Raw genomic sequence first — 25,065 nt, 5'->3', positions numbered from 1 at the left:
TCATGTCTGCTATTTCTCTTCGTGAACTCGCTGTCACTTTCCCCGATGGCACCAAGGGGCTTCAGAACATCAATCTGGATATCGCTCCCCATGAGTTCATCGCACTGGTGGGGCCTTCCGGTTCGGGTAAGACAACTCTGCTGCGCACCATTGCTGGTTTTATCCATCCTTCGGAAGGTGCCGTTCATGTTGGCGGCAAGGACCTGACCGGGGTTTCTCCCGAATCTCGCGGCATGGGTATGGTCTTTCAACAGCATGCCGTATGGCCCCACATGAATGTGGCCTCAAATGTTGGTTACCCACTGAAATTCACTAAGGATTCTGCTGCCACCCGAAAAGACAAGGTCAACCGGACATTGTCTTTAGTTGGACTCGATGGTTTTGCCACCCGCAAGCCAGGGAGCTTGTCCGGCGGTCAGCGCCAACGCGTGGCATTAGCGCGCGCCATTGTTGCTGACCCCACCGTGCTGCTTCTCGATGAAGCGCTATCTGCATTGGATGAACCGCTGCGCGATAATCTGCGCCGCGAGCTGGTTGCGCTGACCAAGCGCGAGGGGCTTACTACCGTGCATGTCACCCACGACCGCAGCGAAGCACTGGCCATTGCCGATCGCATTGTGGTTCTCCAGAATGGCCGGATTGAGCAAGTATCGACCCCAGAGGAATTGCTGATTCGCCCGAAGTCAGCCGCCGTTGCAGGGTTTATCTCCGATGCCACCATCTTCCCCGCAGAGCTTAATACCGATGGTGCCTACTCCCCTGACCTGGATACCTCGTGGAGCTCAGACCTCATCGAGCACTCCGACTCCACGAACAACGGCAGGTCTGTACAGCTCGCGGTGTTGCCTGCAGATACCCAGTTGGTCTCCCCCGGTACCCAGGGCGCTATTGATGCCACCATCGAATCTGTGCTTTTTGAACGCGACCGTTTCTCCATCACCGCCAAGGCTGGTGCTCACACATTCCGCACCACTAGCTCGCAGCGCCCTGGTATCGGTGATGCCGTCGGAATCATCCCAACCCGCTTGTTGAGTTATCCCAACTAGACCAGCATTGCTACCGGCAGCAGCACCACCACTGGAGCAAGGATGCAGCCAAGCAGCATGAACTTGCCCCAACTAATGTGCACCCCAGCGCGGCGCAGTTGGTCATGCCATAACAACGTGGCCAGACTCGCCCACGGCGTAATGATTGGTGCCGCATTCACACCAATCAGCAACGCAATATAACTAGCCGGGGTACTGACGAGTGGCTCGAGGAATAGGAACGCCGGGATGTTATTCATCAGGTTCGCAGCGAGTCCGCCGGCACCAGCGATGGCAAGAAGCTCCGGATAAGAATCAGGGTTCGCCGGGTTCAGCCCATTGAGCCACTCTGCCAGTCCAATTGAGTGAGTCAGCGTTGCCACGGTGGACACAACCGTCACCAGCAGAAGTGAATTCCACGGCACCAGGTCAGCGGAGATTAAGTTTGAATGCCGAGGCACACACGCAATCAAGATAATGATGGCGGCCACCGAGGTGCTTAGCCAGTACGAAATTGGAGTCACCAGAACCGGGATGAGCACTACAACCACACCAGCACAGACAATGAGAAGTCGACTGCGAGGACATTGCGAGCTGGTGCTACGGGAAGAAATTTCGTGATTTCGCGAAATTCGTGATTGAAGCAGGGTGAAAATGCCTGCCGCTGCAACCGCGAGAATGATCGCCATGAGTGCTGGCTTCCACGAATAGGAAAGATAATCCAGCGTTCCCGCGAAAGCATCCGAGCCCAGTGCCAAAAGGTTAGTCAGGTTCGATACCGGCAAGGGCATAGATGCAATATTGGCAATCCACACCACGGCAAAAGCTACCCCGACAACCGGAATATTGTTTCGTCGCGCCAGAGGAATCGCTAGAGCCGTAATCATCACTGCAGTGGTATCGAGCGAAAGAAATACTGTTACAACCAGGGCCAGAAGGATGAGCAATGACCACAACACCATCGGGCGCAGAGCCTTATGCTTTGGTGCGAGCTTCTCCATCCTGGCAACAACTTCTTCAAAGAGCCCTACTTGCGAGGACACATTGACCACGATGGAAATCGCGATCACGAAGACAAAGATCGGAACCAATCGCCCCACTAGTTCACGCAGCGTGGCAAGCTCCACAAATCCCAATGCCGGAAGCATCACCATTGCCAGCACGGACAATATTGCGGTGAAATTCGCGCGTTTAATCACGTGAACATCATAGGCCGAGTTTTCATTATTCCTTTAGACCCGTATTTCAAGGGCACGTAGAAATTCAACGAGACCGATACAAGGCACTCCGAACGCATCCGCTACATCAGGGATCTTAATTCTCTTTCTAGCATCCGGAGCCCTAACTTCTTGAGTCACAATCGTCGCCTTCTTAGACACTCCAGCTGCTACCAGCCACGAATCCGCTGAGTTCAGGAATTCATCAACCGCACTCGATTTGGATAACTGCTTCTTCTCTCGCTCTAGAGCCCATTCGGACACATCGGCATAGGCAGCCAAAATGTCTGCATCTGATTTCAGTATCCCCTCAGTACCAATATGCTTCAGGTACCACTCGCTTTGTGGGTGTTTCCACGCCTTTTGCTCGTCATGAACTGCTTCATGGAAATATACTCCTTCCCGAAAGAGTTTCGTTTCAAGTTGGCTCCACAGAGTCGGGAAAATATCGGGTGGACAAATACCAACTAGCGTCCCTAGAAAGTTAGTATCCACCAGAAATTTCATTAGCCCACCGCACCGTTCGTCGCGATTAGCTTCTGGAATGAATCATAGTTTGCGGCGCCCAAGAACCTAGCTGCATCTTGCTCTGGCAACATTCCCGCTTTGGTCGCGTTCACAACTGACTTAAAGAATCGCTTCCCCACCCTGGATTTCACTAGAACAGGTCTTGAAGGACCGCCTTTTGATTTCTTCGAATCGGTCGCAGTAGAGCTTGCCCTGAACAAGGGGATCAGTTCATTTGCATCGCCCTGCGCAGCCAGACCGATTTCGACCAATCTCAAAACCAAAGCTTCGCGACTCAGACCGACCTTCACAGCCATGCCGTTTGTATTGTCGAGCACTGATTGCTCGGCGTCAAAGTGCTTTCGCACCAGTGCTTCTGGAGCAATGAATGCCGAAGCAAAGCGGTTGCACCAACTCTCGATGCTCACCTGATCTGAATCATCCGAGATTCCGGCCTGTCCACGGACGATATGTCCTAGTTCATGGGCAAGACTGAAAAGTTGCGCTGCTTTAGCATCCCGGGTGTTGACGAAAATCAAACCAAATCCATCATCGAGCAAAGTAAATCCACGGAACTCTTCAACGTCTAATGGCCTATTCGTCGCGTTGCCAACAATCGAGTTTCGCGATACTAGGATGCCAGATTCTTCAATCACACCGACCAATGCCGATACTTTATCGCGCCCAGGAATCGCGTTGCTGTGACCTAGCCCTAGGTGTTCGCGTGCTAATCGCGCAACTTCGGACGGATTACTTGCTTGTGGGACAAGCCCCACTATCTCCGGTGGTTCTACTCCAACTTCAAGAGAAAAATCGGAGTACCAGCCCAATCGATTTTGAGCAGACACAATTACTTCTCGAAGGTTCGGGCTAATGTCATCCACGTAGCGATTTCGAACTGTTCTGAAGTCGGGAACCCCTACGTCTTCACCAGATGGCTCGCTCATGAGCAATCGTCCGAATGGGATATGGGCAAGTTTGGCAAACTCCCGCGCTTGTTTCAGAGTCGGTTCAGCTTCACCGCTCTCCCACTGCTTGAACTTAGGAAACTTCTTCACCAGCTCTTCATCTGTCAGAGCAATCTTGGTACGAGCCCAATCGAAAACGGTGGGCTGTATTGGTACATGAACGGCCACAGCACACTCCTTCCCTTGGGAACATCTACCGCTCTCCAGAGCCTTGTTGCAATCGTACAACACCCATCAGAAATCTAAGCTCGCCCAAAATCACCCCCATTTCCACACATTCTCACGCAGGTCAGGGGTTCAACTTTTGGAAAACAGGGGGTACCGTTAAAGAGGCATGGTGAGCTGAGGCACTTGACAGTCCAAATGTGTACTGAGTAGGTTTAAGAAAAAGCCAATGCAAACGTTTGCATTCCCCCTAAAGGAGCCTTCCATGGTTACCGTGCCCACAACCCTCAGGGATATCGCACAAGCCTGTAATGTCTCTGTCTCTACTGTCTCCCGCGCGCTGGCGAATAACCCGCTCATCGCAAAGAAGACGCGTGAGCACATCCAACAGGTTGCGCGGGATTTGGACTATCGCCCGAATGCACAGGCCCGTGCGCTAAAAAGCTCTCGCACTGACGCTATCGGCGTGGTGGTACCAAGCCTGGTCAACCCCTTCTTTGCGGCCATGGCCGCAGCGATTGAGGATGAAGCCAATAAGAATGGGTATGCCACCATCATCACCAGCAGCGGTGAGAGCACACCGAAGATTGAACAGGCAGTAGATGCGCTGCGAGCCCGCCAGGTAGATGGCATCATCGCGGTCCCCCACGCAGAATCAATCGCGGCGCTAGAACATGTGGCAAAGTCGGTGGCGCTGCTCTTTATTGACCGTTATGTTGCAGGAAGTGACATTCCAGCGGTGGTTTCTGACCCAACACCAGGCATCCGTGCGGCAGTCGAAGCGCTGGCTGAGCGTGGTCACCACAAGATTGGGTACCTCGCTGGCCCGCAGACCACATCCACAGGTTCGGAGCGCCTACAGAAATTCTTGGAAGTAGCTGCAGAGCTCAACCTGGAACCAGTCGTTCACCACGGTGGCTACCTGCATGAAGAAGGTTTCACCGGTACTCAGCGGCTGCTCAAAGAAAACCCCACTGCGATTATCGCCGGTGACTCGATGATGACCTTCGGCGCGTTGGAGGCCTGCTACCGGGCGGGAGTGGGAATCGGCAAGCAATTGGCTCTCATCGGCTTTGATGACTTTGTCTTCATGCGCATCCAACCAGCACCGGTGGCCATCATTGACCAAAGCGTGGAGCAAATGGGCAGGATTGCGCTGCGCAACCTGCTCACGGCCCTTGCCGGGAAGTCACCACCGGAATCCGGCGTGGTGCAAACCCGCTTCATTCCCCGCGAATCCATTGAATTTACTCCCCCACATACTTAAAGCAAGGAGGTGCAATCCATGTCTGAACCCGACAACACTGTTCTGCAATTAGTGAACGTGTCCAAATCATTTGGGCCGGTCAACGTCATCAAAGATGTCTCACTGAATGTGCGGCGCGGGCAAGTCCAAGCGTTGCTTGGTGAAAACGGTGCCGGTAAATCCACCCTCATCAAGATGATTGCTGGCGTGCACACGCCGGATTCTGGCCAGATTTTGGTAGACGGCAAGGAAGTTTCCATTACGTCCACCAATGATTCTGAAAACCTAGGTATTGCCACCATCCACCAGGAACTCAACCTGGTGCCAACTTTGTCCGTGGCCGAAAATATCATGCTCGGACGCACGCCGAAGCGCTTCGGTTTGGTTAATTACAAGCATTTGAATGCCCAAGCCCAAGCCGCGTTGAACCTGATTGGCCTGGATGTGCCACTCAAGCAGCCGGTGGGTGAACTGGGAATTGCTAAGCAGCAGCTCATTGAAATTGCCAAGGCCCTATCCATGAATGCCCGCATTCTGATTCTGGATGAGCCCACTGCGGCGCTAACCGGCAAGGAAGTTGACGCGCTTTTTGCCATCTTGGATGAGCTCAAAGCCAAGGGCGTTGCCATGGTATTCATCTCCCACCACCTGGATGAGCTCGCGCGCATTGCGGATACCATTTCGATTTTGCGCGATGGCAACTTCGTGGCGGAGGTTCCCGCTTCTACCGATGAGGACACCCTGGTGCAGCACATGGTGGGCCGTGCCATTGAGGACCAGTACCCACGCGGCACGGTTCCGGAAGCAGGCACACCGTTGCTGGAAGTTTCGGGATTGACTTCTTCCGGCAAGTTCGAGGATGTCTCTTTCACCGTCCACGCTGGTGAAGTCGTGGGGCTAGCCGGTTTGGTTGGCGCTGGCCGCACGGAGGTAGTTCGCGCGATTGCCGGTGCTGATAAGTATGAATCCGGCAAGGTCTTGGTCGATGGAAAGAAGCTCAAGTCCGGCGATATCCAAGGCGCGATTCGCGCTGGCGTGGGACATATTCCAGAAGATCGCAAAGGCCAAGCGCTAGTGCTTGATGGCACGGTCAATGAGAACCTGGGTTATGCCACGTTAGCTTCATCAGCAAAAGGCGGACTGGCTGACCTAGGCGGACAAAAGCGTCGCGCTCAGGAAGTAGCTGAGAAGCTACGCATTCGCATGGCTCATATTGACCAACCGATTCGTAATCTATCCGGCGGTAACCAGCAAAAGGCTGTCTTTGGTCGCTGGGTGCTGGCGGAGTCCAATGTATTGCTGCTGGATGAGCCAACCCGCGGCGTTGACGTGGGCGCGAAGGTGGAAATTTATCAAATCATCAATGAAATTACCGCCAATGGTGGTGCGGTTTTGATGGTTTCCTCTGACCTTCCCGAAGTCCTCGGCATGTCCGACCGAATCCTGGTGATGTCCGGCGGTGCGCTCGCTGGCGAATTGCCGAAGGACACCACGCAAGACGAGATCATGGCGCTTGCCGTCTCCAACCTATCTTCTGCTGCCAGCGCCGACTCTGTTGGCGAGAGTGACCACGCCGCAGCCTTTGCCACCCTAGAGGAGGAATCCCAGTGACCACCACAGCAAACCCCGTAAACTCCGCGCCCAAGACCAAGGCGCCTAATAAGTTCCTCACGTGGGTGATGAATAATGGCGCGCTCGTAGGCCTCATCGTCCTCTGCGTGGCATTGTTCATCGCAACCCCACACTTCTTGACCGTCAACAACTTCCTTAACATTGGCATTCAGGCCGCGACGGTGGCCATCTTGGCATTCGGTATGACCTTCGTGATCATCACCGCAGGCATTGACCTTTCGGTTGGTTCGGTCGCTGCACTCGGCGCGATGGTTTCAGCCTCCTTCTTTACGGATTTGAATCTGCCGGGCTGGCTCTCACTCATCGTCGGTCTGCTAACCGGCCTTATGGCAGGTGCTATCTGTGGTATTGCTACTGCATACGGCAAGATTCCATCATTCATTGCCACGCTCGCAATGATGTCCATCGCGCGTGGTGCCACCCTGGTTATCTCCGATGGCTCCCCCATTGCCACCGCTGATTCCGTCAACTGGCTCGGTTCCACCGTGGCTGGTATTCCCATCCCGATTGTCATGATGGTGATTGCTGGTCTTATTTGCTGGTTCATCCTGGAGCGCACCGTGCTGGGCCGTTCCATGTACGCCATCGGCGGCAACTTGGAGGCAGCACGCCTATCTGGTCTACCGGTCAAGCGCATTCAGATTACGGTCTTCGCACTGTCTGGTCTCTTCGCTGCCCTGGCCGGTCTGGTCATGGCGGGACGTCTTTCCTCCGCACAGCCACAGGCAGGTGTGGGCTATGAGCTCGATGCGATTGCCGCAGTGGTCATCGGCGGTGCTTCCCTGGCTGGCGGTCAGGGCAAGGCGACCGGAACGTTGATTGGTGCACTCTTGCTGGCGGTTATCCGCAACGGCCTGAACCTGCTCAACGTGTCGTCATTCTGGCAGCAGATTGTCATCGGCTTGGTCATTGCCCTGGCTGTTGGCTTCGATGTCATCCGTAATAAGACGGCATCCTAACCCACAACTTGTAATAACATTATTCCCAAATCTCTATTTCGCTTCAAGGAGCACACCATGTTTAACTTCTCCACCACCGCACGTAAGACCCTGGCCATCACGTCCATCGCAGCCGTATCTTTTGCAGCAGTTGCCTGCAACCGCGGCGAAAGCTCTGAAGGCGCAAGCGGTTCTGTCACCCTGGCGCTGTCCACTCAGACCAACCCATTCTTCGTTGAGCTGCGCGACGGCGCACAGGAAAAGGCCGATGAGCTGGGTCTGAACTTGGATATCCAGGATGCATCGGATGATGCTGCAACCCAGGCTGACCAGCTGCGCAACGCAGAAACCTCCGGTGCTGATGTCGTCATTGTTAACCCCACCGACTCTGATGCCGTGGGCTCTGCTGTGGAATCGCTCAATAACGCGGAAATCCCAGTCATCGCCGTGGACCGTTCCTCCAACTCCGGTGACATCGCATCCTTCGTCGCGTCCGATAACGTAGCGGGCGGCAAGCAGGCTGCAGAAGAATTGGCGGCAGCCATTGGTGAGGAAGGCGAAATCCTCGTTCTGCAGGGCATTGCTGGTTCCTCCGCATCCCGTGACCGCGGCCAGGGCTTCCAGGAAGGCATCGCGGCTTACCCGGACATTGAGGTTGTTGCTCAGCAGACCGCAAACTTCGACCGCACCGAAGGCCTCAACGTCACCACTAACTTGCTGCAGGCCCACCCGAATATCAAGGCTATCTTCGCTGAGAATGATGAGATGGCGCTCGGCGCGATTGAGGCTCTGGGCGGCTTAGCTGGCGAGGAAATCAAGGTATTCGGTTTCGACGGCACCGCTGATGGTCTGGCCGCAGTTGAGGAGGGCACCTTGGAGGCCACCATCGCTCAGCAGCCAGATGAGCTGGGTGCACGCGCTGTTGAGCAGGCTGCTGCCATCTTGAATGATGAGACCCCTGAGGCTGAGGTCCCAGTTGAGGTTGTCACCGTCAATGCCGACAACGTCGCTGAGTTCAAGTAAGTTCGGGGCAATGGGAAACTTAACTGTTGTCGGATCTATCAACGCTGACTTAACCACCCGCGTGGCGCGCCACCCGAACCCGGGTGAGACCCTCCTGGGTGCCGGTGGTGGCATCACCGCGGGTGGCAAGGGCGCGAATCAAGCTGTCGCTGCTGCTTACTTGGGCGCAGACGTGAAATTCGTCGGCGCGGTCGGTAATGATCCTTACGTCGAGCCCGCTCTTGAGCACCTCAAAGCATCCGGTGTGAACTTGGATGATGTAGCCACAGTCGATGACACCACTGGCCTGGCCATCATTACGGTCTCCGATGATGGCGAAAACACCATCGTGGTCATCCCTGGCGCGAATGCGCACGTTGATGCGGACTTCGTCAATGCCAAAGCTGCCACCGTCAAGGATGCAGAGATTGTTCTGCTGCAAGGTGAGATTCCTGCCGATGGTTTCGCGGCCGCCGTTGCCAATGCCACCGGCCGGGTAATCACCAACTTGGCTCCGGTTATTGAGGTGGACAAGGATGCGCTGCTGGCTGCCGATCCGCTCTTGGCAAATGAGCACGAAGCGGGTCTGGTGCTGGAACAACTGCAGCTTCAGGCGTCATCCGAGGAACCTCGTGATTTGGCGCAGGCGCTTATCGATGCCGGCTTCAACTCCGTTGTCCTCACGCTCGGCGCTCAGGGCGCGCTGGTTGCCACCAAGGATGGCCTGACGGATATTCCAACTCCGAAGGTCACCGCGGTGGATACCACCGGTGCGGGCGATGCTTTCGCCGGTGCGTTGTGCGCAAAGCTGCTGGAAGGTGCTGACTTGGTGACCGCTGCGACTTTCGCCGCGCGCGTGGGCGCAACCTCCACCCAAGGCAATGGCGCGCAGGCGTCTTATCCGCAGCCTGCTGATGTTCTGCCGGAGGTAGATAATGCTTAGACGCGGACTCATTAACCCGCAGCTCAATGAAGCACTCTCCTACCTTGGCCACACGGATGCTTTCGTCTTCGCGGATGCAGGTCTGCCGCTTCCGGAAGATGTCGCCGTCGTCGATCTGACCGTCACGTTTGGTCTACCAAGCATGGAAGATGTGATGCGCGCAGTCATGGCAGAGCTGGTCGTCGAAGGCGCTATCGTTGCTGAGGAATGCTCGGCTGAGTTCACCTCTTTGGTGCAGGAAACAGGCAAGCTTTCCGATGCCGCCATCAGCACCGTTAGCCACGAAGAGCTCAAAGCACAGCTTTTCGATGCCAAGCTGATCATCCGCACCGGCGATACCACGCCTTTTGCCAACGTCATCTTCCGCTGCGGAGTGCCGTTCTAGTAAGACCCCGAGCTCCGGGGGTAAAGCATTGCCGCTCCCTGGAGCCTGCGCCCATAATGTAAGAATGAGTTCTGTCATTCGCGTTGTGGGCGCCGTTTTTCGCTCTGGCGATACCATCCTTGCCTGCCGTAAAGCTCCTGGAAAGTCTTTGGCTGGATATTGGGAGTTTCCCGGCGGAAAGATTGAATCCGGTGAAACACCGAAAGAAGCGCTCATTCGCGAAATCGCCGAAGAACTGTCTCTTACCGCTGATGTCGGTGAAGAAGTAACAACGACCAGGCATGAATATGACTTCGCCACCATTGAGCTGACCACGTTCTTCTGCATTATCGCTGAAGGCACACCACTTCTCACCGACCACGATGAAGCCCGGTGGGTGACAGCAGATGAGATTCGAGAACTGAAATGGGCTCCCGCTGATATCCCTGCAGCCCAGAAGATAGTGGCATTGCTATGAGTCCCAAGGATTCAATACTTCCTTTCGGAATCTATGAAACCCCGGTGAATGCGCGGATTCGCCAACGCCTTGAGCACACCAAAGCTGGGCATCCTCAGGCCGGAATTCACATTGCCAAGGGCGCTGATGAAGACATAGCTTCCCGCTATCAGACCGCGGTCTCACGCGGAATTGCTCGGGTATTGGAGCAAAGGCTTAATGAGCTCGATAACGCCGAAGACCGGTTGGCGCTCATCAATTCCATCACCACGGTCTTAGGCGAGGACGAAGCGATCAGTTCAGAAGAACTGCTCTCAGCCATTGTGGATACCGAGCTCGCTTCCCCACCAGCGCTACCCACGGTTCCATTTCATTCCACTGCGTTATTTACCAATGCGGTTGATGAGACCAACATGTCAACGGAGTTGGCACGCGAGATTAAGACCGCCGATTCCGTCGATCTTTTATGTGCTTTTGTGAAAAACTCCGGCATTTCTGTACTCAGTGACCAGCTGGAATTCTTGCGCGATAATCAAGTGCCATTGCGGGTGATTACCTCCACGTATTGCGGCGCTACTGAGGCCACCGCAGTTGAAGCACTGGTCAAACGCTATGGTGCTGAGGTTCGCGTGTGTTATGAGCACAAGAGCACGCGTTTACATGCCAAGGCATGGCTTTTCCGGCGTAATTCTGGATTCGATACTGCATTCATCGGTAGTTCCAATCTGTCCCGCTCGGCGCTCATCGATGGCTGGGAATGGAATGTGCGCGGCTCTAGTCCCACGACGCCAGAAATCATCGATAAATTCATCAAGACCTTCGATTCATACTGGCACGATAATCACTTCAAGTCCTTCACACCAGAGAAAGACTTTCGCAGGCTCGAGGGCAGTCTGGCGGAGGCACGCACGGGTGGTAAGACTCAGCAGCGCTTGGAGCTTTCCGGACTGCACGTAGAACCGTACCCCTACCAGCAGGAAATGCTGGAGTCACTAGAAGCCGAGCGCACGGTCAAAGATATCCACCGTAATCTTTTGGTTGCTGCAACAGGTACCGGCAAGACCGTGGTGGCTGCACTAGACTACCGCGCGATGTGTGAGAACATTGGCCGCCGTCCGCGGCTGTTATTCGTTGCGCACCAAAAACGCATATTGCTACAGGCTCAGCGCACCTATCGTGAGGTACTCAGAGACTCATCATTCGGCGAAATGCTCGTCGGCGGCGAACGCCCCCGCGACTGGGAGCATGTTTTTGCCAGCGTGCAATCGTTGAAAAGGCAGGTTTTAGACGGTCTCGCACCGGATCGTTTTGACGTTGTGGTCATTGATGAATTCCACCACGCTGAGGCATCCACCTACCAGCGCATTTTGGACCATTTGCAACCAACGGAGCTGCTTGGCCTTACCGCAACCCCCGAGCGAACTGATGGCGAGAATGTGCAGAAGTTCTTCAACTATCGCGTGGCCCATGAGCTGCGACTCTGGGATGCTCTGCATCTTCAGCTGCTCACGCCCATGCACTATTACGGCATCGCCGATGGCACCGACCTCACCGGTCTGACGTGGAGCCGCACGAAGAAGGGTTACGACACGAGGGAGCTTAGCGAACTCTACATTCATGCCGGTGAAAAACGCACGAAGTTCATTATCAATGAGATTGAAAAGCGCGTCATTGACGTCACCAACCTCCGCGCCCTCGGATTCTGTGTCTCCATCGACCACGCTCGTTTCATGGCTCAGCAATTCACTAAGTTTGGGCTCCCTGCCCGGGCTATTCATGGTCAGACTCCTGCGTCAGAACGCGAAGCTGCCATTCGGGATCTGCGTGAGGGTAGGTTAAAGACGATCTTCTCAGTCGATCTTTTCAATGAAGGCATTGATATCCCAGAGGTCAACACCCTGTTGCTCCTGCGCCCTTCGCAATCCCCGGTGCTATTCATCCAGCAGCTCGGGCGTGGCCTACGTCTTGCCAATGGCAAAGATTCCTGCGTGGTTTTGGACTTTATTGGCCAACAACACCAACAATTTGATTTCACCGATCGCTACCAAGCGCTGACGAAGAAGCGCGGCAAGAACTTGGAACGGGAAGTCGAGCAAGGCTTTGCTTCCATGCCAGCGGGTTCCAATATCAGTCTGGACGCTGTCACTCAAGACCAGGTGCTGCGCAATATTCGCAGCGCGGCTAGCAACTCACTAAAGAAAATCAAAGCTCTGGTTGCCGATATACGAACCACAGATTTATCAGAGTTTTTGGATCAAGCTGGCGTGAGCATCAGCGATATTTATAAGACCCGCAGCTCTAATCAGTATTCCTGGACCAGATTCTTACGCGAGGCTGAACTCCTTGATGACCGTGCTGATGAGACCGAAGAATTTCTGTTGAAGAGACTTCGCACCATGCTGCACATCAATGACCGGCACCGCGCGCAGATGTACTCAAGGCTGATGGATCCGCAAGGTCCCGATCCTGAAGTTTTGAGTGAGGAGGAAAAGACCTATGCCCGCATGCTGGTGCTGAGTTTCTGGGCGGGTCAAAGAACAAACCTGCCCGCTGACTTCCCAGCAGCATTGAAGATCCTTCGCCGCTATCCTGCTGTGGCTAAGGAGCTGAGACTCATCATGGAGTATTCCATCAATGCCTCCCGCGTCATTCCGCAGTCATCACACGTCAGCGTCTTGTTGTCGCATGCCGAGTACTCCCTGGCTGAGCTCATGGGTGCTTTGGAAACTAAGCCACTGAATAAAATGGTGTCCTTACCGCGTGAGGGCGTTCGCTATATCAACCGCCTTCAGACAGATTTATTCTTGGTGACCTTCAAAAAGCGCGAGGGCATTAGCGCGTCAACCGATTACCGCGACTACCCCATCTCGCCTGAGCTTTTACACTGGGAATCTCAAAGTCGTACCTCGCTCGATAGTGATGCTGGACAGCGCTATATCCACCACAAAGAGCGCGGAAGCACCATCGCGATGGCAACCCGGTTCCACCAAGACAATGAGGTCGGCACCGCCTCTGCCTACACCTTCCTCGGCAAAGTTGATTACGTCTCCCACCACGGAGAAAAGCCCATCCAGTTCGAATGGGCTTTGAAACGTTCAATGCCGAAGAAGGTCTTCGTTGACGGCCGGACAGTGGCTTAAGCATTCAAGTTAATTCACAACATCACCGCCGCGCTTTTTATAGGCTGGTAAGGGACTTAGATTCCTATCGCGGAAGGCACAACGATGACGCTTACTCATATTGATTCCCAGCAGGTCGCGGCAGCACTGACTCCGAAGGACGCGGTATATGCATTACGCGCAGTACTCGAGCAGGGCTTTGATCCCAGCACGGATCTGCCGCGCACCAGCGGTGAAATCACTAATGGTAGTTTCCTGCTCATGCCCTCAAACTCACCGACGGCATTCGGTATCAAGCTAATCTCAGTGCCCGGTGAGACCGCGGATCCAAGCGTGCCCAGCGTCAATGGTCTCTATGCCCTTTTTGATGGGGCGACGCTGCAACCCACCTGCACCATTGATGGTGTTGCGCTGACGAACCTACGCACCCCGGCGGTGTCGCTGGCGGGTATCGCGCATCTGATTACGGAGTCTTCTGAGCCACTCAACGTGGTCATCGTGGGCACAGGTCAGCAAGGCCGTGCCCATGCGGCAACGGTGAAGTCAGTCGTCGAAGGTATTCGCGATGTAAACATCACCTTCCAAAGCCGCACCCAGCCGGATGAACTGGAGAATTGGCTAAAGGTAGGTTCGGATGAGGCGAAGGCCGCTGTTCAAGAGGCAGAACTCATTCTGACCACCACGACGTCGCCAGAGCCAGTGCTGGATAATGACGATGTGGGCTCTGATGCCATTATCGTTGCAGTCGGCTCGCACTCCCCTGATGCGCGTGAGCTGCCAGGCGAGCTCATGGGACGCGCACAAGTCATTATGGAAGAAGAAGGCGCCGCATTCCGCGAAGCTGGCGATATCATTCAGGCGGTCGATGAAGGCGCGTTAAACAAGGACTCCATCGCATCTTTCGCCGAAGTCGTGCGCGGTGATGTGAAGTTGAACCGTGAATCCCCGGTCATCTTCAAGTTTACTGGAATGCCTTGGGAGGACTTAGTCTTGGCTGAAGCAATCTTCGCAAAGCATCAGGCTTAAGCAGTTTCTATTTCACTGCTTTGCGCAGCCACATGGAGATTAATTCGACGGCGTAGATGACTATCACCATGAGAATGAGGATGTAGCTGACCACGTCGAATTGGTTGACTCGTGATGCATTGAGCAGCTGGAAACCAGTACCGCCGGCGCCCACCAACCCCAGCAGAGTGGCTGCGCGAATATTGTGATCGAATAGGTAAAGCGTGTGTGAGACAAATGCTGGCAGAGCCTGGCGAATAGTCGCGGCAGAGAATACCTGGCTCTTAGTCGCACCAACGCTTTCCACCGCGGTTTGAACCTAGACATCGGTTTCTTCAATGGAATCGGCGGGGTTTCTTCAGCCTTGTCTTCCCAGAACATGTCGCGATAATCCAAGTCCACGATGGTGTGGTCTCGGCGGGCGCGGGTCTGGAGGATTTCCTGGTGCGCGCTACGGCTGGGTTCTTCGCTTAAGCCGGTGAGCGTGAACCACAAGATGTCGACATCGCGGACATCCTCCAAGCTGACATCAGAAGATTTGATGCACATATCCGGAGCCTTTGGCTCGCGATAGAAGTACAGCGGGAAATCATCCGGTGGGAAGATTTCACACAAGGTCAGCGGGGTTTTATATGTGGGGTCCGTGCCAACGTACTGGTTATCCACACCCAGGCGGTCCAGTTCATCCAGCAGGTACTTACCCAAAGGATCATTGCCCACGCGGGACAACAGTGCGGAATTACGTCCATGCCGTGCCGCCGCCACCGAGACATTCGCTGCGGAGCCGCCCAGGAACTTACCAAAAGAAGAAACGTCTTCCAGCCCAACGCCGGTCTGTTGCGGATAGATGTCCACGCCAAGCCTGCCGATGGCCAGAACTTCATGAGCGCTAGTCAAATTCGCCATAAGACTTCTGCAACCTCTCACTCAAAGTAGATGTATTGTGGCGACCCTCACGGCCGCATGTCCTGACAATAGCACATATCAGTTTGGGCGCAAGGGGTTTATTTCAAAGAAATTTGATTCGAGCAATTTTCCCAGAATTTCCCTAGCTCAAACACCTAAATGACCTAATACAGACCCCCTACCCCACCCAGCCCAACCCCTTGCATCGCCGGCTCAAACCGGAGAAACAAGCTAACAAAGGCCGTTTGTCAGCTATCAAATCCCACATTTTCCAGCGTTCGACTGCGGGATTGCGCCCCTGCGTGATAGTGTCAAAAACTCATAACCGCATGATAAAGCCGCCTGACAGCGATTATCCCCTGTCCTCAATCCGCGCATACACTGGACATATCATCATCGAGGCAATATTGTTCAATTGTCCTAATGTATTACATTCGGATTGATAGACGAGTAGTGAAGGAAGCCCACCCATGACATCCAGCGCGCCCATCTGGCCGGCCGAGCTTTTCAAAGACCTTGATCGCAATGGCCCAGTCCCCCTGTACTTCCAGGTTGCGCAGCGCCTAGAAAATGGCATTCGCGATGGCGTACTGCCTCCCGGTGCGCGACTGGAGAATGAGATTTCACTGGCGAAGCACTTGAGTGTTTCGCGTCCCACGGTGCGCCGTGCTATCCAGGAAGTCGTGGATAAGGGTCTGCTGGTGCGTCATCGCGGCGTGGGCACGCAGGTGGTGCAAAGCCACGTAACCCGCCCAGTGGAGCTGACCTCTTTCTTCAATGACTTGAAGAATGCCAAGCTTGATCCAAAGACGAATGTGCTGGAACACCGCCTGATGGCTGCGAATTCTTCCATCGCAGAAAAGCTTGGGATCTCCGTGGGTGATGAGGTGCTCTTTATCCGCCGTGTGCGCTCCACCGGCGATACTCCAGTAGCGATTCTGGAGAACCACATTCCACCGGCTTTCAATGACGTCACTCTGGATGAGCTAGAAAATGGTGGTCTTTATGATGCCCTGCGCCAGCGCGGTGTAATCCTGAAGATCGCGAATCAGAAGATTGGCGCCCGGCGCGCAGTCGGTGATGAAAGCCGCCTGCTGAGCGTTGATGACGGCGGCCCGCTTCTGACCGTCGAGCGCGTCGCCCTCGATAATTCGGGCCAGGTCATTGAGTTGGGTAACCACTGCTACCGCCCCGATATGTACGACTTCGAAACCACCTTGGTAGCGCGCTAGTCCCAAAGGGCGAAGACCTACCATCCCGATGGAGGGCGAGTGCTAGGTCTTTGTGCTGCTGGTGCCCTGGAGCAACACCAGCAAGTTTAAGGTCCTGCTCACATACACGGAATCTCCACGACGGAGGTTTAGCGGCTGTTCTGATTTTAGAGTGCATTCTGCTACGGCGCTGAGATGATCGTTTTAAGCCCCGTCGCCATTGGGCTATTGTTCGCTATCCCGGAAACGCTCGACCACGACATACATATCTTATTATTTGTGCTGGTCCTTCCGGCTCAGTTGCCATGGCACCCTATCTAGCTGCATCACTCTTACTGAGCATGCCAATTTTCGGTTTGCTGAGCTATGGTGAACCGATTCTGCTTTTCGTTGCCGTTTTGATGCTCGACGAAGCCCTTAATAGCACCGATGCCATCGCCTATTACTTGCTTGCATGTGCACTAGCGTTGCTTGGTTTCGATGGAATTTGGCGCTCGCGCAAGACTTTGGAACCTACGCTAACTGCATAATCCCACGGATCAGAACTGCGGCGGCACCTGCAGCAGCCAAGAGTGTTGCTAGCTTGCGCGCCATTGGGCTCGAGATTTTGTCGTTTACTTTGTCGCCGAGCCAAGCACCGACAAACAGCATCGCGATTCCTAGGATCCACAGCCAGATCGGCGTGCCAGAGAAATCCACAGCGCCTAAGAGCAGAAGCTTCAGCAGGAAAGAAAGGGAGTTTGCCACAACCAAAACCGGGTGCAGCGTGGCAACGAAATCGCGGTAATCCCAATCAGTAATTCGCGCATAGATCGTCAATGATGGCCCTGCGATGCCAGCGATGGTGGACATAAATCCTGCCGACATTCCGAATCCCAAGAGCGGGCCTTTTGACTCCGGTGAGACATTGAATTTTTCAGTCGGAAAAAGCGATACTCCTAGGCCAAGGAGCACCAGCACACCAATGGCAATCAGTAGCCAAGGACCTTCAACGAAGTAAATCACTGCCACCGCCGGCAACGATCCCAAAACCAAAGCTGCTGAAATCAGACCAAACTTCCGCCAATCGGTTCGCTTCCTGACCGCCCAGGCATTGTTGACAGCGTTGATGATCGAAAGTCCGTTGACCATGGTGATACCAGCGACTGGCCCTAGGAACATAGAAAGCACTGGCCCGCCTACGAGGCCGACGCCCAGACCGGTGATGCGCTGGAAGAAAGCTCCAATGAGGATTGCGGAAAGAATAACGATGGCAACGGTTAACACAAGGACTTAGCATAAGCGGTGCTATGTTCTTCTCCTATTTGAGTAAAGACTCTCGTTGCTAAACCAAACGCTCCTGCGCAATCAAATGCCTACACCCTAGGCCAGAACGCAAAATCTAGGGACCTCATGGAGGGGAATTTAAAATCGATATGCGAACAACAACTACCTAGCGCTGATCCAAAAATATACCTCCGCATATGCAGAGAAGAGACTCAAACGGAGAACTGCTCCAAATTTTCCGTTGCTGGCAAGCCCATCCATGGTGGCATCATTTTTATTCAAAGGTCGATGTGACCCGTCATTTATATTCGCCATGCAATGCTTGAATATCGCCCAGCGGCTACTTGCTCATGCAGGCTATGCGGATAAGCGCGCAGGAGATCGCACCCCTTATCCTCACGGAAATGAACCGCTCCTACTAATTCTAATAGACAGAGTGGTATATTCAGGAGGAGAAATCGACGGACTTCATAGTCTATGAATTTAGGGATGAAACTTATATGCCAACTTCGCCTTCAATAGCGATTATCGGGCTGGGCCCACGCGGGGTATCCACGCTTGAGCGGCTCATCGCGCACTTTAATGCGGTGACAACACCGCCGCAGGAGTTCCACCTGCATTTGATTGATGATTCCCAGCATGGTGGCGGACGCGTGTGGGATACCCAGCAGACGAAGGCCCTGTGCATGAACACATTTGCGCATGGCATGACGCTGTTTTCAGAGCCAGGCTCCACGGTGGAAGCGCCGGTGGTTGAAGGACCAACTATCTATGAGTGGGTGCGCCTGCACCTGGGACATGATGAAGAGGTGTCCGCGGAGAAGCGCGCTTATGTGGAGAAGCACCCGCTGGGTGATGACCTATCTGAGCGCTTTAGCGATGAGGAGCTCGAAGAGCTTAAGCCGGCGTCCTATCCCCTGCGCGCGCTGTATGGCTTTTATCTGCAGTGGGTTTACCGCTCCATTTTGACGGATGTTCCGGACTGGGTGACGGTGCATAGCCATCAGGCACGTGCGACTGAGATTCAAGATAAGGGCGACCATGACGTCATTGTCTTGAATAATGGCGAATCTGTAGAAGCCTCGGCGACCATTGCCGTAACCGGCTGGCAGACGCAGGGACTGGGCGGACAAGAGCAGTGGATTAAGCAGACCTTAGAAGACCACCCTGACCTGAAATGGATCCGCGCAGACAACCCCATTGAGCAGGATATTTCCCTGATCGAGGACAACGAAACCGTCGTGTCACGTGGTCTAGGCATGGGATTTTTCGACATCCTGATTTTGACCACGCAAGAACGCGGGGGTGAGTTTATGGAAGATCCTTCTGCACGCGGCGGGGTCCGCTATATCCCAACGGGCAAGGAACCAACCTATTACGCCAGCTCCCGGCGTGGATACCCATTCATGCCACAATCCGATGATGGTGGCCTGCCACCAGCAGCGGAGATTCCACGGTTGAAGAAGGTCGTTGCCGAGTTGTCATCGCGAAGCGGCAAGCGGTCCATCGACTATGACGTTGAAGTCTGGCCGGCTGTTTTGCGCGACGCTTACCACGCCTATGCAAAAACCTTGGCGCGCGTGGAGCCGGAAGCTATCAAGACTGACTTGGATACGCTGGTGCAAGCGCTTGACGATGCCGAGGTGGATGCCAGCGTTGTCTTCAACGGCATTTCAGCCATGGACGCTGTGATTGAAGAGCACACCACCAAGCGGTTTACTTTGCTGCGTTGGATGCACCTTCTGCCCGCAAACTTCGATAATTCCGAAGAACTCACGGCTTATCTCATGCAGCGTATGGAAGAAGACCTGAATGAGGCGGCTGCTGGCCAGGACAGCCCGGTTCGTGCAGCGCTCTGGTCTTTGGGATTCTCCCGCAAGCCCACCCAGGTGCTCGGTGCTGAAGGCCGCTACACCGTCGAATCGCGCCACCACATGTTTGATAAAGCCATCGCCTTGGCACAGCTGGCATGCTCGGGCCCACCGATCTTCCGCACGCGCCAGTTGATGGCGCTGGTAGATGCCGGCGTGGTGAAATTCATCGGCGGCTACCCGCTGCTGGATACCGACCGCAGCACCGGTGAGTGGACCATGAGCTCCCAGTCTTCCGGTGGCGTACGATACCGCGGCACCACGCTCTTCGATGCCTGGGTACACAAGCCAGATATCCGCAAAGCACCGATTGATTCCTTCACCAAGGACCTGGTGGATGAAAAGCGTGTAGTTCCATTCACCGAATTATCAGAGGATGGCACGGAATTGCCAACTGCGTCGGTAGCGCAGGATCCGCACACCCGGCGCGTACGTAATGAGACCGGCGAGGAAGATCCACGTCTGCATTTCGTTGGAATCCCAGCTCACGCGCAGTATCCGGACACCACGATTTCGCCACCGATTCCGGGCACTGACTCGTGGTTTATCCAGGAAGCGGATAAGGCCGCGACGAGTGCGGTGAAGATCGCGCTTGCCGAAAATTAATATACCAAGCTGTCTAGAAAAAATTGACCACTAGGACTACAGTGGTGACCGTCTACCAATCAAGAAGGAGATTTACATGTCTGATCTAACTCCAAACCACAATGCTGGTGAAGCACTCGAGCCAATCAATAAGGACAAGCTGGCATCACTGCGCCAGAAGAATATCGATAACCCTGAGGGCGGCAAGAAGGTCATCAAGACTCACACTGAGGCTGACGGCCACTTCCGCAACTACACCCAGGTGCGCGACCTGAAGCCAGTTCTGGTTTCTGAGCCACCAGCACTTCTGGGTGATGACTCCGCACCAAACCCAACCGAGATTGCTCAGGCTGGACTTGCTGCATGTATCTCCGTTGGTATCCAGGCTATTGCCACCCACCGTGGCGTGACCTTGACCAAGATTGATATTGATATTGAGTCCAACATTGACGTTTCTCCAGTCTGGGGCGTTGGTGATATCAACGATGACAAGCGCCCTGGCGTTTCCGACGTGAACGTCAGCATTGATCTGGATGGCGATGCTGACCGTGAGACCCTGCAGAAGATTGTTGATGACGCAATCCAGTGGTCCCCAGTGGTGAACACCTACACCCGTCCGGCAAACCTGACCCACAAGCTGGTCTAGTAGCTGACTATTCGGGGGCGCCAACGGTTGGCTTGGGTAAATAGACTTGCCCACCCGCATGACGGTCCAGTCGGTAAGATGCTGGGTTCTGTGGGACGCTCCCCCGTTTCAGCTGCTCACCCGCATTTTATGGTTAATGCTGACAACCTTCGCACGCTTGTTACCCACATCTTTGTCGACGGCGACGCGCAGCTAGCAATTGGCGACTCTGTCTTTGGTGTCAAGGATTCTTTGATTAAGAAGTTTGAGGAACAACCGGCTGATTCCCCTACTCCTGACGGACGCGACTTGGGCGATAAGACCTGGACTAAGTGCCGCTTCGATATCGTGCTTGCTCCTGCGGAAGCCTAGTGGTTGCGGACAATCAATAATTAACACTCCGAACAGTAAGGTGGGGTCTCTTTCCTAAACGGAAATGAGACCCCACCTTACTGTTGTTATGTCCTGAGTAGTCTCAAGCTACTTGCCAGAATCATTAGGGTTGGAGCCAGTAGACTCACCATCTTCCACTGGGGTTTCTGGCTCATAGTCACTGTCGACATCGCCGCCGACGTAGACGTCACCATCAACCACGAAGTGACCGGGAATGTGGACACGACCATCCTCGTCATATTCCAATTCAGGAACATCCAGCGGATTGCCATCTTCGTCATAGCCAGGTGCTGGACGGGATTCGTGCTCCTCCAGCTTCTCAGGACTATCGGTCTTATCCCACTGACGCGTGGTAATACGGCGTTCAGCTGCATAGTCATCGCTCATTGCCTTCATCAAGGAGAACATCATAAGGAAGAGCATCACGAAAAACGGCAGTGCCACAATGATGACTACTTCCTGAATGGCGGCAATGCCTGAGTCATTAATAAACAGCAGCGCTGCGGTGACAACGCCAACCGCCACGGCCCAACCAATGCGGTAGTAAACCGGAGACTTATTTTCATCGCCGGTGGCGAAGGAGTCCATCACCAGGGCCGCAGAGTCAATGGAGGTCACGAAGAAGATGATAATCACGAATACTGCCAAGGTACCGGAAATGGCGTAGAGCGGGTACTGCTCCAAGAGCGCGAAGAGCGCGACCGGAGTATTACCGTCTTCCACCACTGGCCCGGTCAGCACGCCGGGATCATTTTGTTCCATATCGATGGCAGCGCGACCGAAGATGGAGAACCAAATCAACACGAAGATGGTTGGCAGGCCTAACACACCACCGATGAATTCACGGACAGAACGGCCACGGGAAATTCGTGCGATGAACATACCAACGAATGGTCCCCAGCAGATGGTCCATGCCCAGTAGAACACGGTCCAGCTGCCCTGCCATTCAGGGTTTTCTGCAAAGGAATCCGACCAAAACATCAGCTCCGGAAGCGAAGAACCATAGGCGCCAAAGGATTCCACGGTATGACGTAGCAGCGTCAGAGTTGGGCCCATGAGCAGAACAAAGAACATGAGAACGATAGCGGCACCGATGTTGAGATTGGACAGAATCTTAATGCCCTTATCCAAACCGGATGCTACGGAAATAGATGCCGCGATGGTGATAGCCACGATGATGCCGAGCTCTACCGTAGAAATCAGCGGGACGTCCCACATAATGTTCATGCCGGCGTTAATCTGCAGCACACCGAGACCTACGGAGACTGCGAGGCCAAATACGGTACCGATGATGGACAGCGCATCAATCAGTTTGCCTGGCCACTCATAGACCTTGCGGCCAAGAAGTGGCGAGAAGGTAGAAGACAAACGAGCAGGCATCTTGCGCTTATAAATGAAGTAGCCCAGAGCCAGACCAGGCAGCACGAAAGGCACCCACATGTGCGCAGCGAAGTGGTAGTAGGTGAAATCAAATGCTTGCTCGACGGCTTCTTGGCTCATCGGCGCAAAATCACCACGCGGCGGGTTGAAGGAGTGGTGCAGTGGCTCAGCCGCACCCCAGAACATCAGGGTTGCGCCCAAGCCTGCGGCGAACAGCATGGCGAACCAAACAGGCAGTGAGTATTCAGCTTCACCGTCATCATCGCCCAGCCGCAGGTTTCCGTACTTGGACACAAAGATGACAATCAAGAAAATAAAGAATAGGGAATAGCCACCGATGTACATCCAGCCGAGGTTTTCAAGAATCCAGCCAGAGATATTCGCATAAACGTCTCGGGCACTCGCGCCGAATACAAGAGTCACAGCCACGAAGATCACAATGAATCCGGCGGAAACCCAGAACACCACGGGGTCAGATTTCAGTCCGAGGAAATTCTTCTTCGGCGGATCCTCTTTATCCGCCTGTGAACTCACAGGCGTCTTTTTGGATTGGGATTGAGAGGTAGTCACGTAAGTTAACTTTCCTAATAGGGACAAAGAACACATGCCACAGTAGTTCAACAATTCCAATCGTGTAACCCATGTCACCCAACATGAGGGTAGCCACGTCATGCACATAATAAAATCGGGCGGTTATTTACACCATTAAGCGTGCGATATATTTACGACAACAGTCGATGATTCACACTGGTAAACACAGCTTTTCACCACCCTTTAGACCCCCTTATGCAGGGTTAATGTTAGTGAAGTGATTAATTTACAAAATCTTTATGCAATTCCCGCGTTTTGATTAGCTCACCGGTCTTGGGATTTTGGGATTTTCCCACTTCAGGTTGACTAGCATGAAATCAAGGGCGCCCACCCATGGCGCAGGTCACATATGCACGCACCGCCACCACTGGTGCTGGCTAGATTTTCGAAGGATGGTCATCATGTCGCATCGCACTTCCCCACTCCCGCTTAATAAGCGCTTTGCATCGCGCGCGCAATTCTTTGCGCCCTCACCGATCCGCGCAGTATTTGAAATGGAGATGGACCCGGATGTCATTTCTCTAGCCGGTGGCAACCCAGAGCTCACCCACCTGCCGTGGGATGACATCTCTTCGATCACTCATGATGTCGTAGCTAAACACGGCGCAGAAGCATTGCAGTACGGTACCTCGGTGGGCCAACCCGGCCTGGTAGAAGAGATCATGAAAATCATGCGGCGCGAGGGCATCGACACCAGCCCGGAAGACATCATTATTACTTCGGGTTCGCAGATGTCTCTCGATCTCATTGCAAAGCTATTCCTCAATAAGGGTGATACGGTTCTTGCTGCTGCGCCCACCTATTCTGGCGCGCTCAATGTGTTTGCGGTCATGGAAGCCCGCGTGGATCAGCTCGACGGCGATTCCGAGGGCATCACGATTGCTGCATTGGAGAAGGCGATAAACACTGCGCGGAAGATGGAATCCGATATCAAGTTGCTGTATTTGGTTCCCAATTTCGCCAATCCCGGCGGGGTCATGATGTCACATCAGCGCCGGATAGATATAGCGCGCATCTGTCGCGAAAATGAGATTGTCATTATTGAAGATAACCCCTATGGCCAGATCAACTTCGGGGTCAAAGCCCCACCGACGCTGCGCATGATTGACCCAGAAAATGTCATTTACTTGGGCTCACTATCGAAAATCTTCTCTCCTGGCATTCGCATTGGCTGGGCTGACGCGCCGGCGATGGTCCACGCAAGCCTTGTGCCCGCGGCGGAAGCTTCGGCTATTTGTCCATCCCCGTTAAGCCAAGCAATTGCGCACGCCTATTTGCGCGATGTGAACTGGAAATCGGTCGTTGCAGCAAATGTGGACATGTACGCTTCCCGCGCGAAAGCACTGGACGCGGCGTTGCACGAATTCCTACCGGCCGGATGCACGTGGAATACCCCACAAGGCGGATTCTTCATCTGGGTGGATGTGCCAGAAGCCCTTGATACCCCAACGCTTTTGGATGCTGCCATGGATGAAGGCATCCTGTACATCCCCGGCACCGCATTCTTCCTCGATGGCCGCGGGCGGCACTCGCTGCGCCTGGCGTATTCACAGGTGGATGAAGAAACCCTGCGGGAAGGTGCACGCCGATTGGGCGCTATCCTCACGCAGGGTTTGGCAGAAAAGAGCGTTGAATCCGTGGCTTAAACA

The 25,065-nt window shown here is 54.2% G+C and carries 21 protein-coding genes and 2 pseudogenes; 16 read left to right on the top strand and 7 right to left on the bottom strand.

Annotated elements, in window-relative coordinates:
- Positions 1 to 2: 2 nt before the first annotated feature.
- The gene (locus tag ACG98I_RS04120; protein WP_394718616.1) at positions 3 to 1,046 is read left to right on the top strand and encodes an ABC transporter ATP-binding protein; all 1,044 of its coding nucleotides are present in this window, start codon (positions 3 to 5) and stop codon (positions 1,044 to 1,046) included.
- Here ACG98I_RS04120 and ACG98I_RS04115 read toward each other — a convergent pair.
- Genes ACG98I_RS04115 through ACG98I_RS04105 form a run of 3 tightly spaced genes read right to left on the bottom strand, consistent with a single transcriptional unit; the run spans position 1,043 to position 3,885 of the window.
- Positions 1,043 to 2,224, bottom strand: coding sequence for an SLC13 family permease (locus ACG98I_RS04115; RefSeq protein ID WP_394718615.1), 1,182 nt, complete (start codon positions 2,222 to 2,224; stop codon positions 1,043 to 1,045). The two genes, ACG98I_RS04120 and ACG98I_RS04115, sit on opposite strands and share 4 nt — an antisense overlap.
- 33 nt (positions 2,225 to 2,257) lie before the next feature.
- The gene (locus ACG98I_RS04110) at positions 2,258 to 2,749 is read right to left on the bottom strand and encodes a DUF4411 family protein (protein ID WP_394718614.1); all 492 of its coding nucleotides are present in this window, start codon (positions 2,747 to 2,749) and stop codon (positions 2,258 to 2,260) included.
- Positions 2,749 to 3,885: an ImmA/IrrE family metallo-endopeptidase gene (locus ACG98I_RS04105; RefSeq protein ID WP_394718612.1), complete on the bottom strand. Its 1,137-nt coding sequence runs from the start codon at positions 3,883 to 3,885 to the stop codon at positions 2,749 to 2,751. Before ACG98I_RS04105 ends, ACG98I_RS04110 begins: the two co-directional genes overlap by 1 nt.
- A gap of 262 nt (positions 3,886 to 4,147) precedes the next feature.
- On the opposite strand from ACG98I_RS04105, the gene ACG98I_RS04100 reads away from it, so the two are divergent.
- From ACG98I_RS04100 to ACG98I_RS04060, 9 genes are all read left to right on the top strand, one after another.
- Positions 4,148 to 5,149 (top strand): LacI family DNA-binding transcriptional regulator, encoded by a 1,002-nt coding sequence (locus ACG98I_RS04100; RefSeq protein ID WP_394718610.1) that lies wholly within the window; start codon positions 4,148 to 4,150, stop codon positions 5,147 to 5,149.
- 18 nt (positions 5,150 to 5,167) lie between these two features.
- The gene (locus tag ACG98I_RS04095) at positions 5,168 to 6,739 is read left to right on the top strand and encodes a sugar ABC transporter ATP-binding protein (RefSeq protein WP_394718608.1); all 1,572 of its coding nucleotides are present in this window, start codon (positions 5,168 to 5,170) and stop codon (positions 6,737 to 6,739) included.
- A gap of 68 nt (positions 6,740 to 6,807) precedes the next feature.
- Complete coding sequence (locus ACG98I_RS04090) at positions 6,808 to 7,719, top strand: ABC transporter permease (RefSeq protein WP_394718835.1); 912 nt, start codon at positions 6,808 to 6,810, stop codon at positions 7,717 to 7,719.
- A 57-nt stretch (positions 7,720 to 7,776) separates the two neighbouring features.
- Entirely contained in the window at positions 7,777 to 8,721 is a 945-nt protein-coding gene (locus ACG98I_RS04085) for a D-ribose ABC transporter substrate-binding protein (RefSeq protein WP_394718606.1), read from the top strand.
- 10 nt (positions 8,722 to 8,731) lie between these two features.
- Complete coding sequence (locus tag ACG98I_RS04080; RefSeq protein WP_394718604.1) at positions 8,732 to 9,643, top strand: ribokinase; 912 nt, start codon at positions 8,732 to 8,734, stop codon at positions 9,641 to 9,643.
- Entirely contained in the window at positions 9,636 to 10,028 is a 393-nt protein-coding gene (gene rbsD / locus ACG98I_RS04075; protein ID WP_394718602.1) for a D-ribose pyranase, read from the top strand. Before ACG98I_RS04080 ends, rbsD begins: the two co-directional genes overlap by 8 nt.
- Before the next feature lie 64 nt (positions 10,029 to 10,092).
- Positions 10,093 to 10,485 (top strand): (deoxy)nucleoside triphosphate pyrophosphohydrolase, encoded by a 393-nt coding sequence (locus ACG98I_RS04070; RefSeq protein ID WP_394718600.1) that lies wholly within the window; start codon positions 10,093 to 10,095, stop codon positions 10,483 to 10,485.
- Entirely contained in the window at positions 10,482 to 13,604 is a 3,123-nt protein-coding gene (locus ACG98I_RS04065) for a DUF3427 domain-containing protein (protein ID WP_394718598.1), read from the top strand. Before ACG98I_RS04070 ends, ACG98I_RS04065 begins: the two co-directional genes overlap by 4 nt.
- Before the next feature lie 84 nt (positions 13,605 to 13,688).
- Positions 13,689 to 14,609 (top strand): ornithine cyclodeaminase family protein, encoded by a 921-nt coding sequence (locus ACG98I_RS04060; protein WP_394718596.1) that lies wholly within the window; start codon positions 13,689 to 13,691, stop codon positions 14,607 to 14,609.
- A gap of 7 nt (positions 14,610 to 14,616) precedes the next feature.
- Here the strand turns inward: ACG98I_RS04060 and ACG98I_RS04055 are convergent, their stop codons facing one another.
- Positions 14,617 to 14,895 (bottom strand): PhnE/PtxC family ABC transporter permease, encoded by a 279-nt coding sequence (locus ACG98I_RS04055; protein ID WP_394718594.1) that lies wholly within the window; start codon positions 14,893 to 14,895, stop codon positions 14,617 to 14,619.
- Positions 14,896 to 14,939: 44 nt separating this feature from the next.
- Positions 14,940 to 15,494: pseudogene (locus tag ACG98I_RS04050) on the bottom strand (PfkB family carbohydrate kinase); the annotation flags it as partial.
- A 470-nt stretch (positions 15,495 to 15,964) separates the two neighbouring features.
- On the opposite strand from ACG98I_RS04050, the gene ACG98I_RS04045 reads away from it, so the two are divergent.
- Positions 15,965 to 16,726 carry a GntR family transcriptional regulator gene (locus ACG98I_RS04045; protein WP_394718592.1) on the top strand — a complete coding sequence of 254 codons (762 nt, stop codon included), beginning with the start codon at positions 15,965 to 15,967 and terminating at the stop codon, positions 16,724 to 16,726.
- Between the two features lie 320 nt (positions 16,727 to 17,046).
- Complete coding sequence (locus ACG98I_RS04040; protein WP_394718590.1) at positions 17,047 to 17,235, top strand: hypothetical protein; 189 nt, start codon at positions 17,047 to 17,049, stop codon at positions 17,233 to 17,235.
- Here the strand turns inward: ACG98I_RS04040 and ACG98I_RS04035 are convergent.
- On the bottom strand, positions 17,219 to 17,971 hold the full coding sequence (locus ACG98I_RS04035) for a TSUP family transporter (RefSeq protein ID WP_394718588.1): 753 nt from the start codon (positions 17,969 to 17,971) through the stop codon (positions 17,219 to 17,221). The two genes, ACG98I_RS04040 and ACG98I_RS04035, sit on opposite strands and share 17 nt — an antisense overlap.
- A 500-nt stretch (positions 17,972 to 18,471) precedes the next feature.
- On the opposite strand from ACG98I_RS04035, the gene ACG98I_RS04030 reads away from it, so the two are divergent.
- The 3 genes and pseudogenes from ACG98I_RS04030 to ACG98I_RS04020 form a co-directional block, all read left to right on the top strand.
- Positions 18,472 to 20,448, top strand: coding sequence for an FAD/NAD(P)-binding protein (locus tag ACG98I_RS04030; RefSeq protein ID WP_394718586.1), 1,977 nt, complete (start codon positions 18,472 to 18,474; stop codon positions 20,446 to 20,448).
- A gap of 76 nt (positions 20,449 to 20,524) precedes the next feature.
- On the top strand, positions 20,525 to 21,073 hold the full coding sequence (locus tag ACG98I_RS04025; protein ID WP_394718584.1) for an OsmC family protein: 549 nt from the start codon (positions 20,525 to 20,527) through the stop codon (positions 21,071 to 21,073).
- Positions 21,074 to 21,127: 54 nt separating this feature from the next.
- Positions 21,128 to 21,424 (top strand): annotated as a pseudogene (locus ACG98I_RS04020) (hydroxyquinol 1,2-dioxygenase); the annotation flags it as partial.
- A gap of 108 nt (positions 21,425 to 21,532) precedes the next feature.
- Here the strand turns inward: ACG98I_RS04020 and ACG98I_RS04015 are convergent.
- Positions 21,533 to 23,431 (bottom strand): BCCT family transporter, encoded by a 1,899-nt coding sequence (locus ACG98I_RS04015; RefSeq protein WP_394718582.1) that lies wholly within the window; start codon positions 23,429 to 23,431, stop codon positions 21,533 to 21,535.
- A gap of 386 nt (positions 23,432 to 23,817) precedes the next feature.
- Here ACG98I_RS04015 and ACG98I_RS04010 point away from each other — a divergent pair, with 386 nt between their 5' ends.
- The gene (locus ACG98I_RS04010) at positions 23,818 to 25,062 is read left to right on the top strand and encodes a PLP-dependent aminotransferase family protein (RefSeq protein WP_394718580.1); all 1,245 of its coding nucleotides are present in this window, start codon (positions 23,818 to 23,820) and stop codon (positions 25,060 to 25,062) included.
- Positions 25,063 to 25,065 lie beyond the last annotated feature (3 nt).

Origin of the sequence: Corynebacterium sp. L4757 (assembly GCF_043673995.1) — a bacterium.
GTDB lineage: Bacteria > Actinomycetota > Actinomycetes > Mycobacteriales > Mycobacteriaceae > Corynebacterium.
Note: the sequence above shows the minus strand (reverse complement) of the source record. Positions and strands in the feature narration are given on the sequence as shown.

Bases quoted from the DNA above. Each gene is read 5' to 3' on its own strand.
- ACG98I_RS04045 (WP_394718592.1), top strand. From the start codon at position 15,965: ATGACATCCAGCGCGCCCATCTGGCCGGCCGAGCTTTTCAAAGACCTT.
- ACG98I_RS04110 (WP_394718614.1), bottom strand. From the start codon at position 2,749: ATGAAATTTCTGGTGGATACTAACTTTCTAGGGACGCTAGTTGGTATT.
- ACG98I_RS04025 (WP_394718584.1), top strand. From the start codon at position 20,525: ATGTCTGATCTAACTCCAAACCACAATGCTGGTGAAGCACTCGAGCCA.
- ACG98I_RS04085 (WP_394718606.1), top strand. From the start codon at position 7,777: ATGTTTAACTTCTCCACCACCGCACGTAAGACCCTGGCCATCACGTCC.
- ACG98I_RS04100 (WP_394718610.1), top strand. From the start codon at position 4,148: ATGGTTACCGTGCCCACAACCCTCAGGGATATCGCACAAGCCTGTAAT.
- ACG98I_RS04080 (WP_394718604.1), top strand. From the start codon at position 8,732: ATGGGAAACTTAACTGTTGTCGGATCTATCAACGCTGACTTAACCACC.
- ACG98I_RS04010 (WP_394718580.1), top strand. From the start codon at position 23,818: ATGTCGCATCGCACTTCCCCACTCCCGCTTAATAAGCGCTTTGCATCG.
- ACG98I_RS04065 (WP_394718598.1), top strand. From the start codon at position 10,482: ATGAGTCCCAAGGATTCAATACTTCCTTTCGGAATCTATGAAACCCCG.
- ACG98I_RS04090 (WP_394718835.1), top strand. From the start codon at position 6,808: ATGAATAATGGCGCGCTCGTAGGCCTCATCGTCCTCTGCGTGGCATTG.
- ACG98I_RS04015 (WP_394718582.1), bottom strand. From the start codon at position 23,431: ATGTGTTCTTTGTCCCTATTAGGAAAGTTAACTTACGTGACTACCTCT.
- ACG98I_RS04030 (WP_394718586.1), top strand. From the start codon at position 18,472: ATGCCAACTTCGCCTTCAATAGCGATTATCGGGCTGGGCCCACGCGGG.
- ACG98I_RS04060 (WP_394718596.1), top strand. From the start codon at position 13,689: ATGACGCTTACTCATATTGATTCCCAGCAGGTCGCGGCAGCACTGACT.
- ACG98I_RS04040 (WP_394718590.1), top strand. From the start codon at position 17,047: ATGCCAATTTTCGGTTTGCTGAGCTATGGTGAACCGATTCTGCTTTTC.
- ACG98I_RS04070 (WP_394718600.1), top strand. From the start codon at position 10,093: ATGAGTTCTGTCATTCGCGTTGTGGGCGCCGTTTTTCGCTCTGGCGAT.
- rbsD (WP_394718602.1), top strand. From the start codon at position 9,636: ATGCTTAGACGCGGACTCATTAACCCGCAGCTCAATGAAGCACTCTCC.
- ACG98I_RS04095 (WP_394718608.1), top strand. From the start codon at position 5,168: ATGTCTGAACCCGACAACACTGTTCTGCAATTAGTGAACGTGTCCAAA.
- ACG98I_RS04120 (WP_394718616.1), top strand. From the start codon at position 3: ATGTCTGCTATTTCTCTTCGTGAACTCGCTGTCACTTTCCCCGATGGC.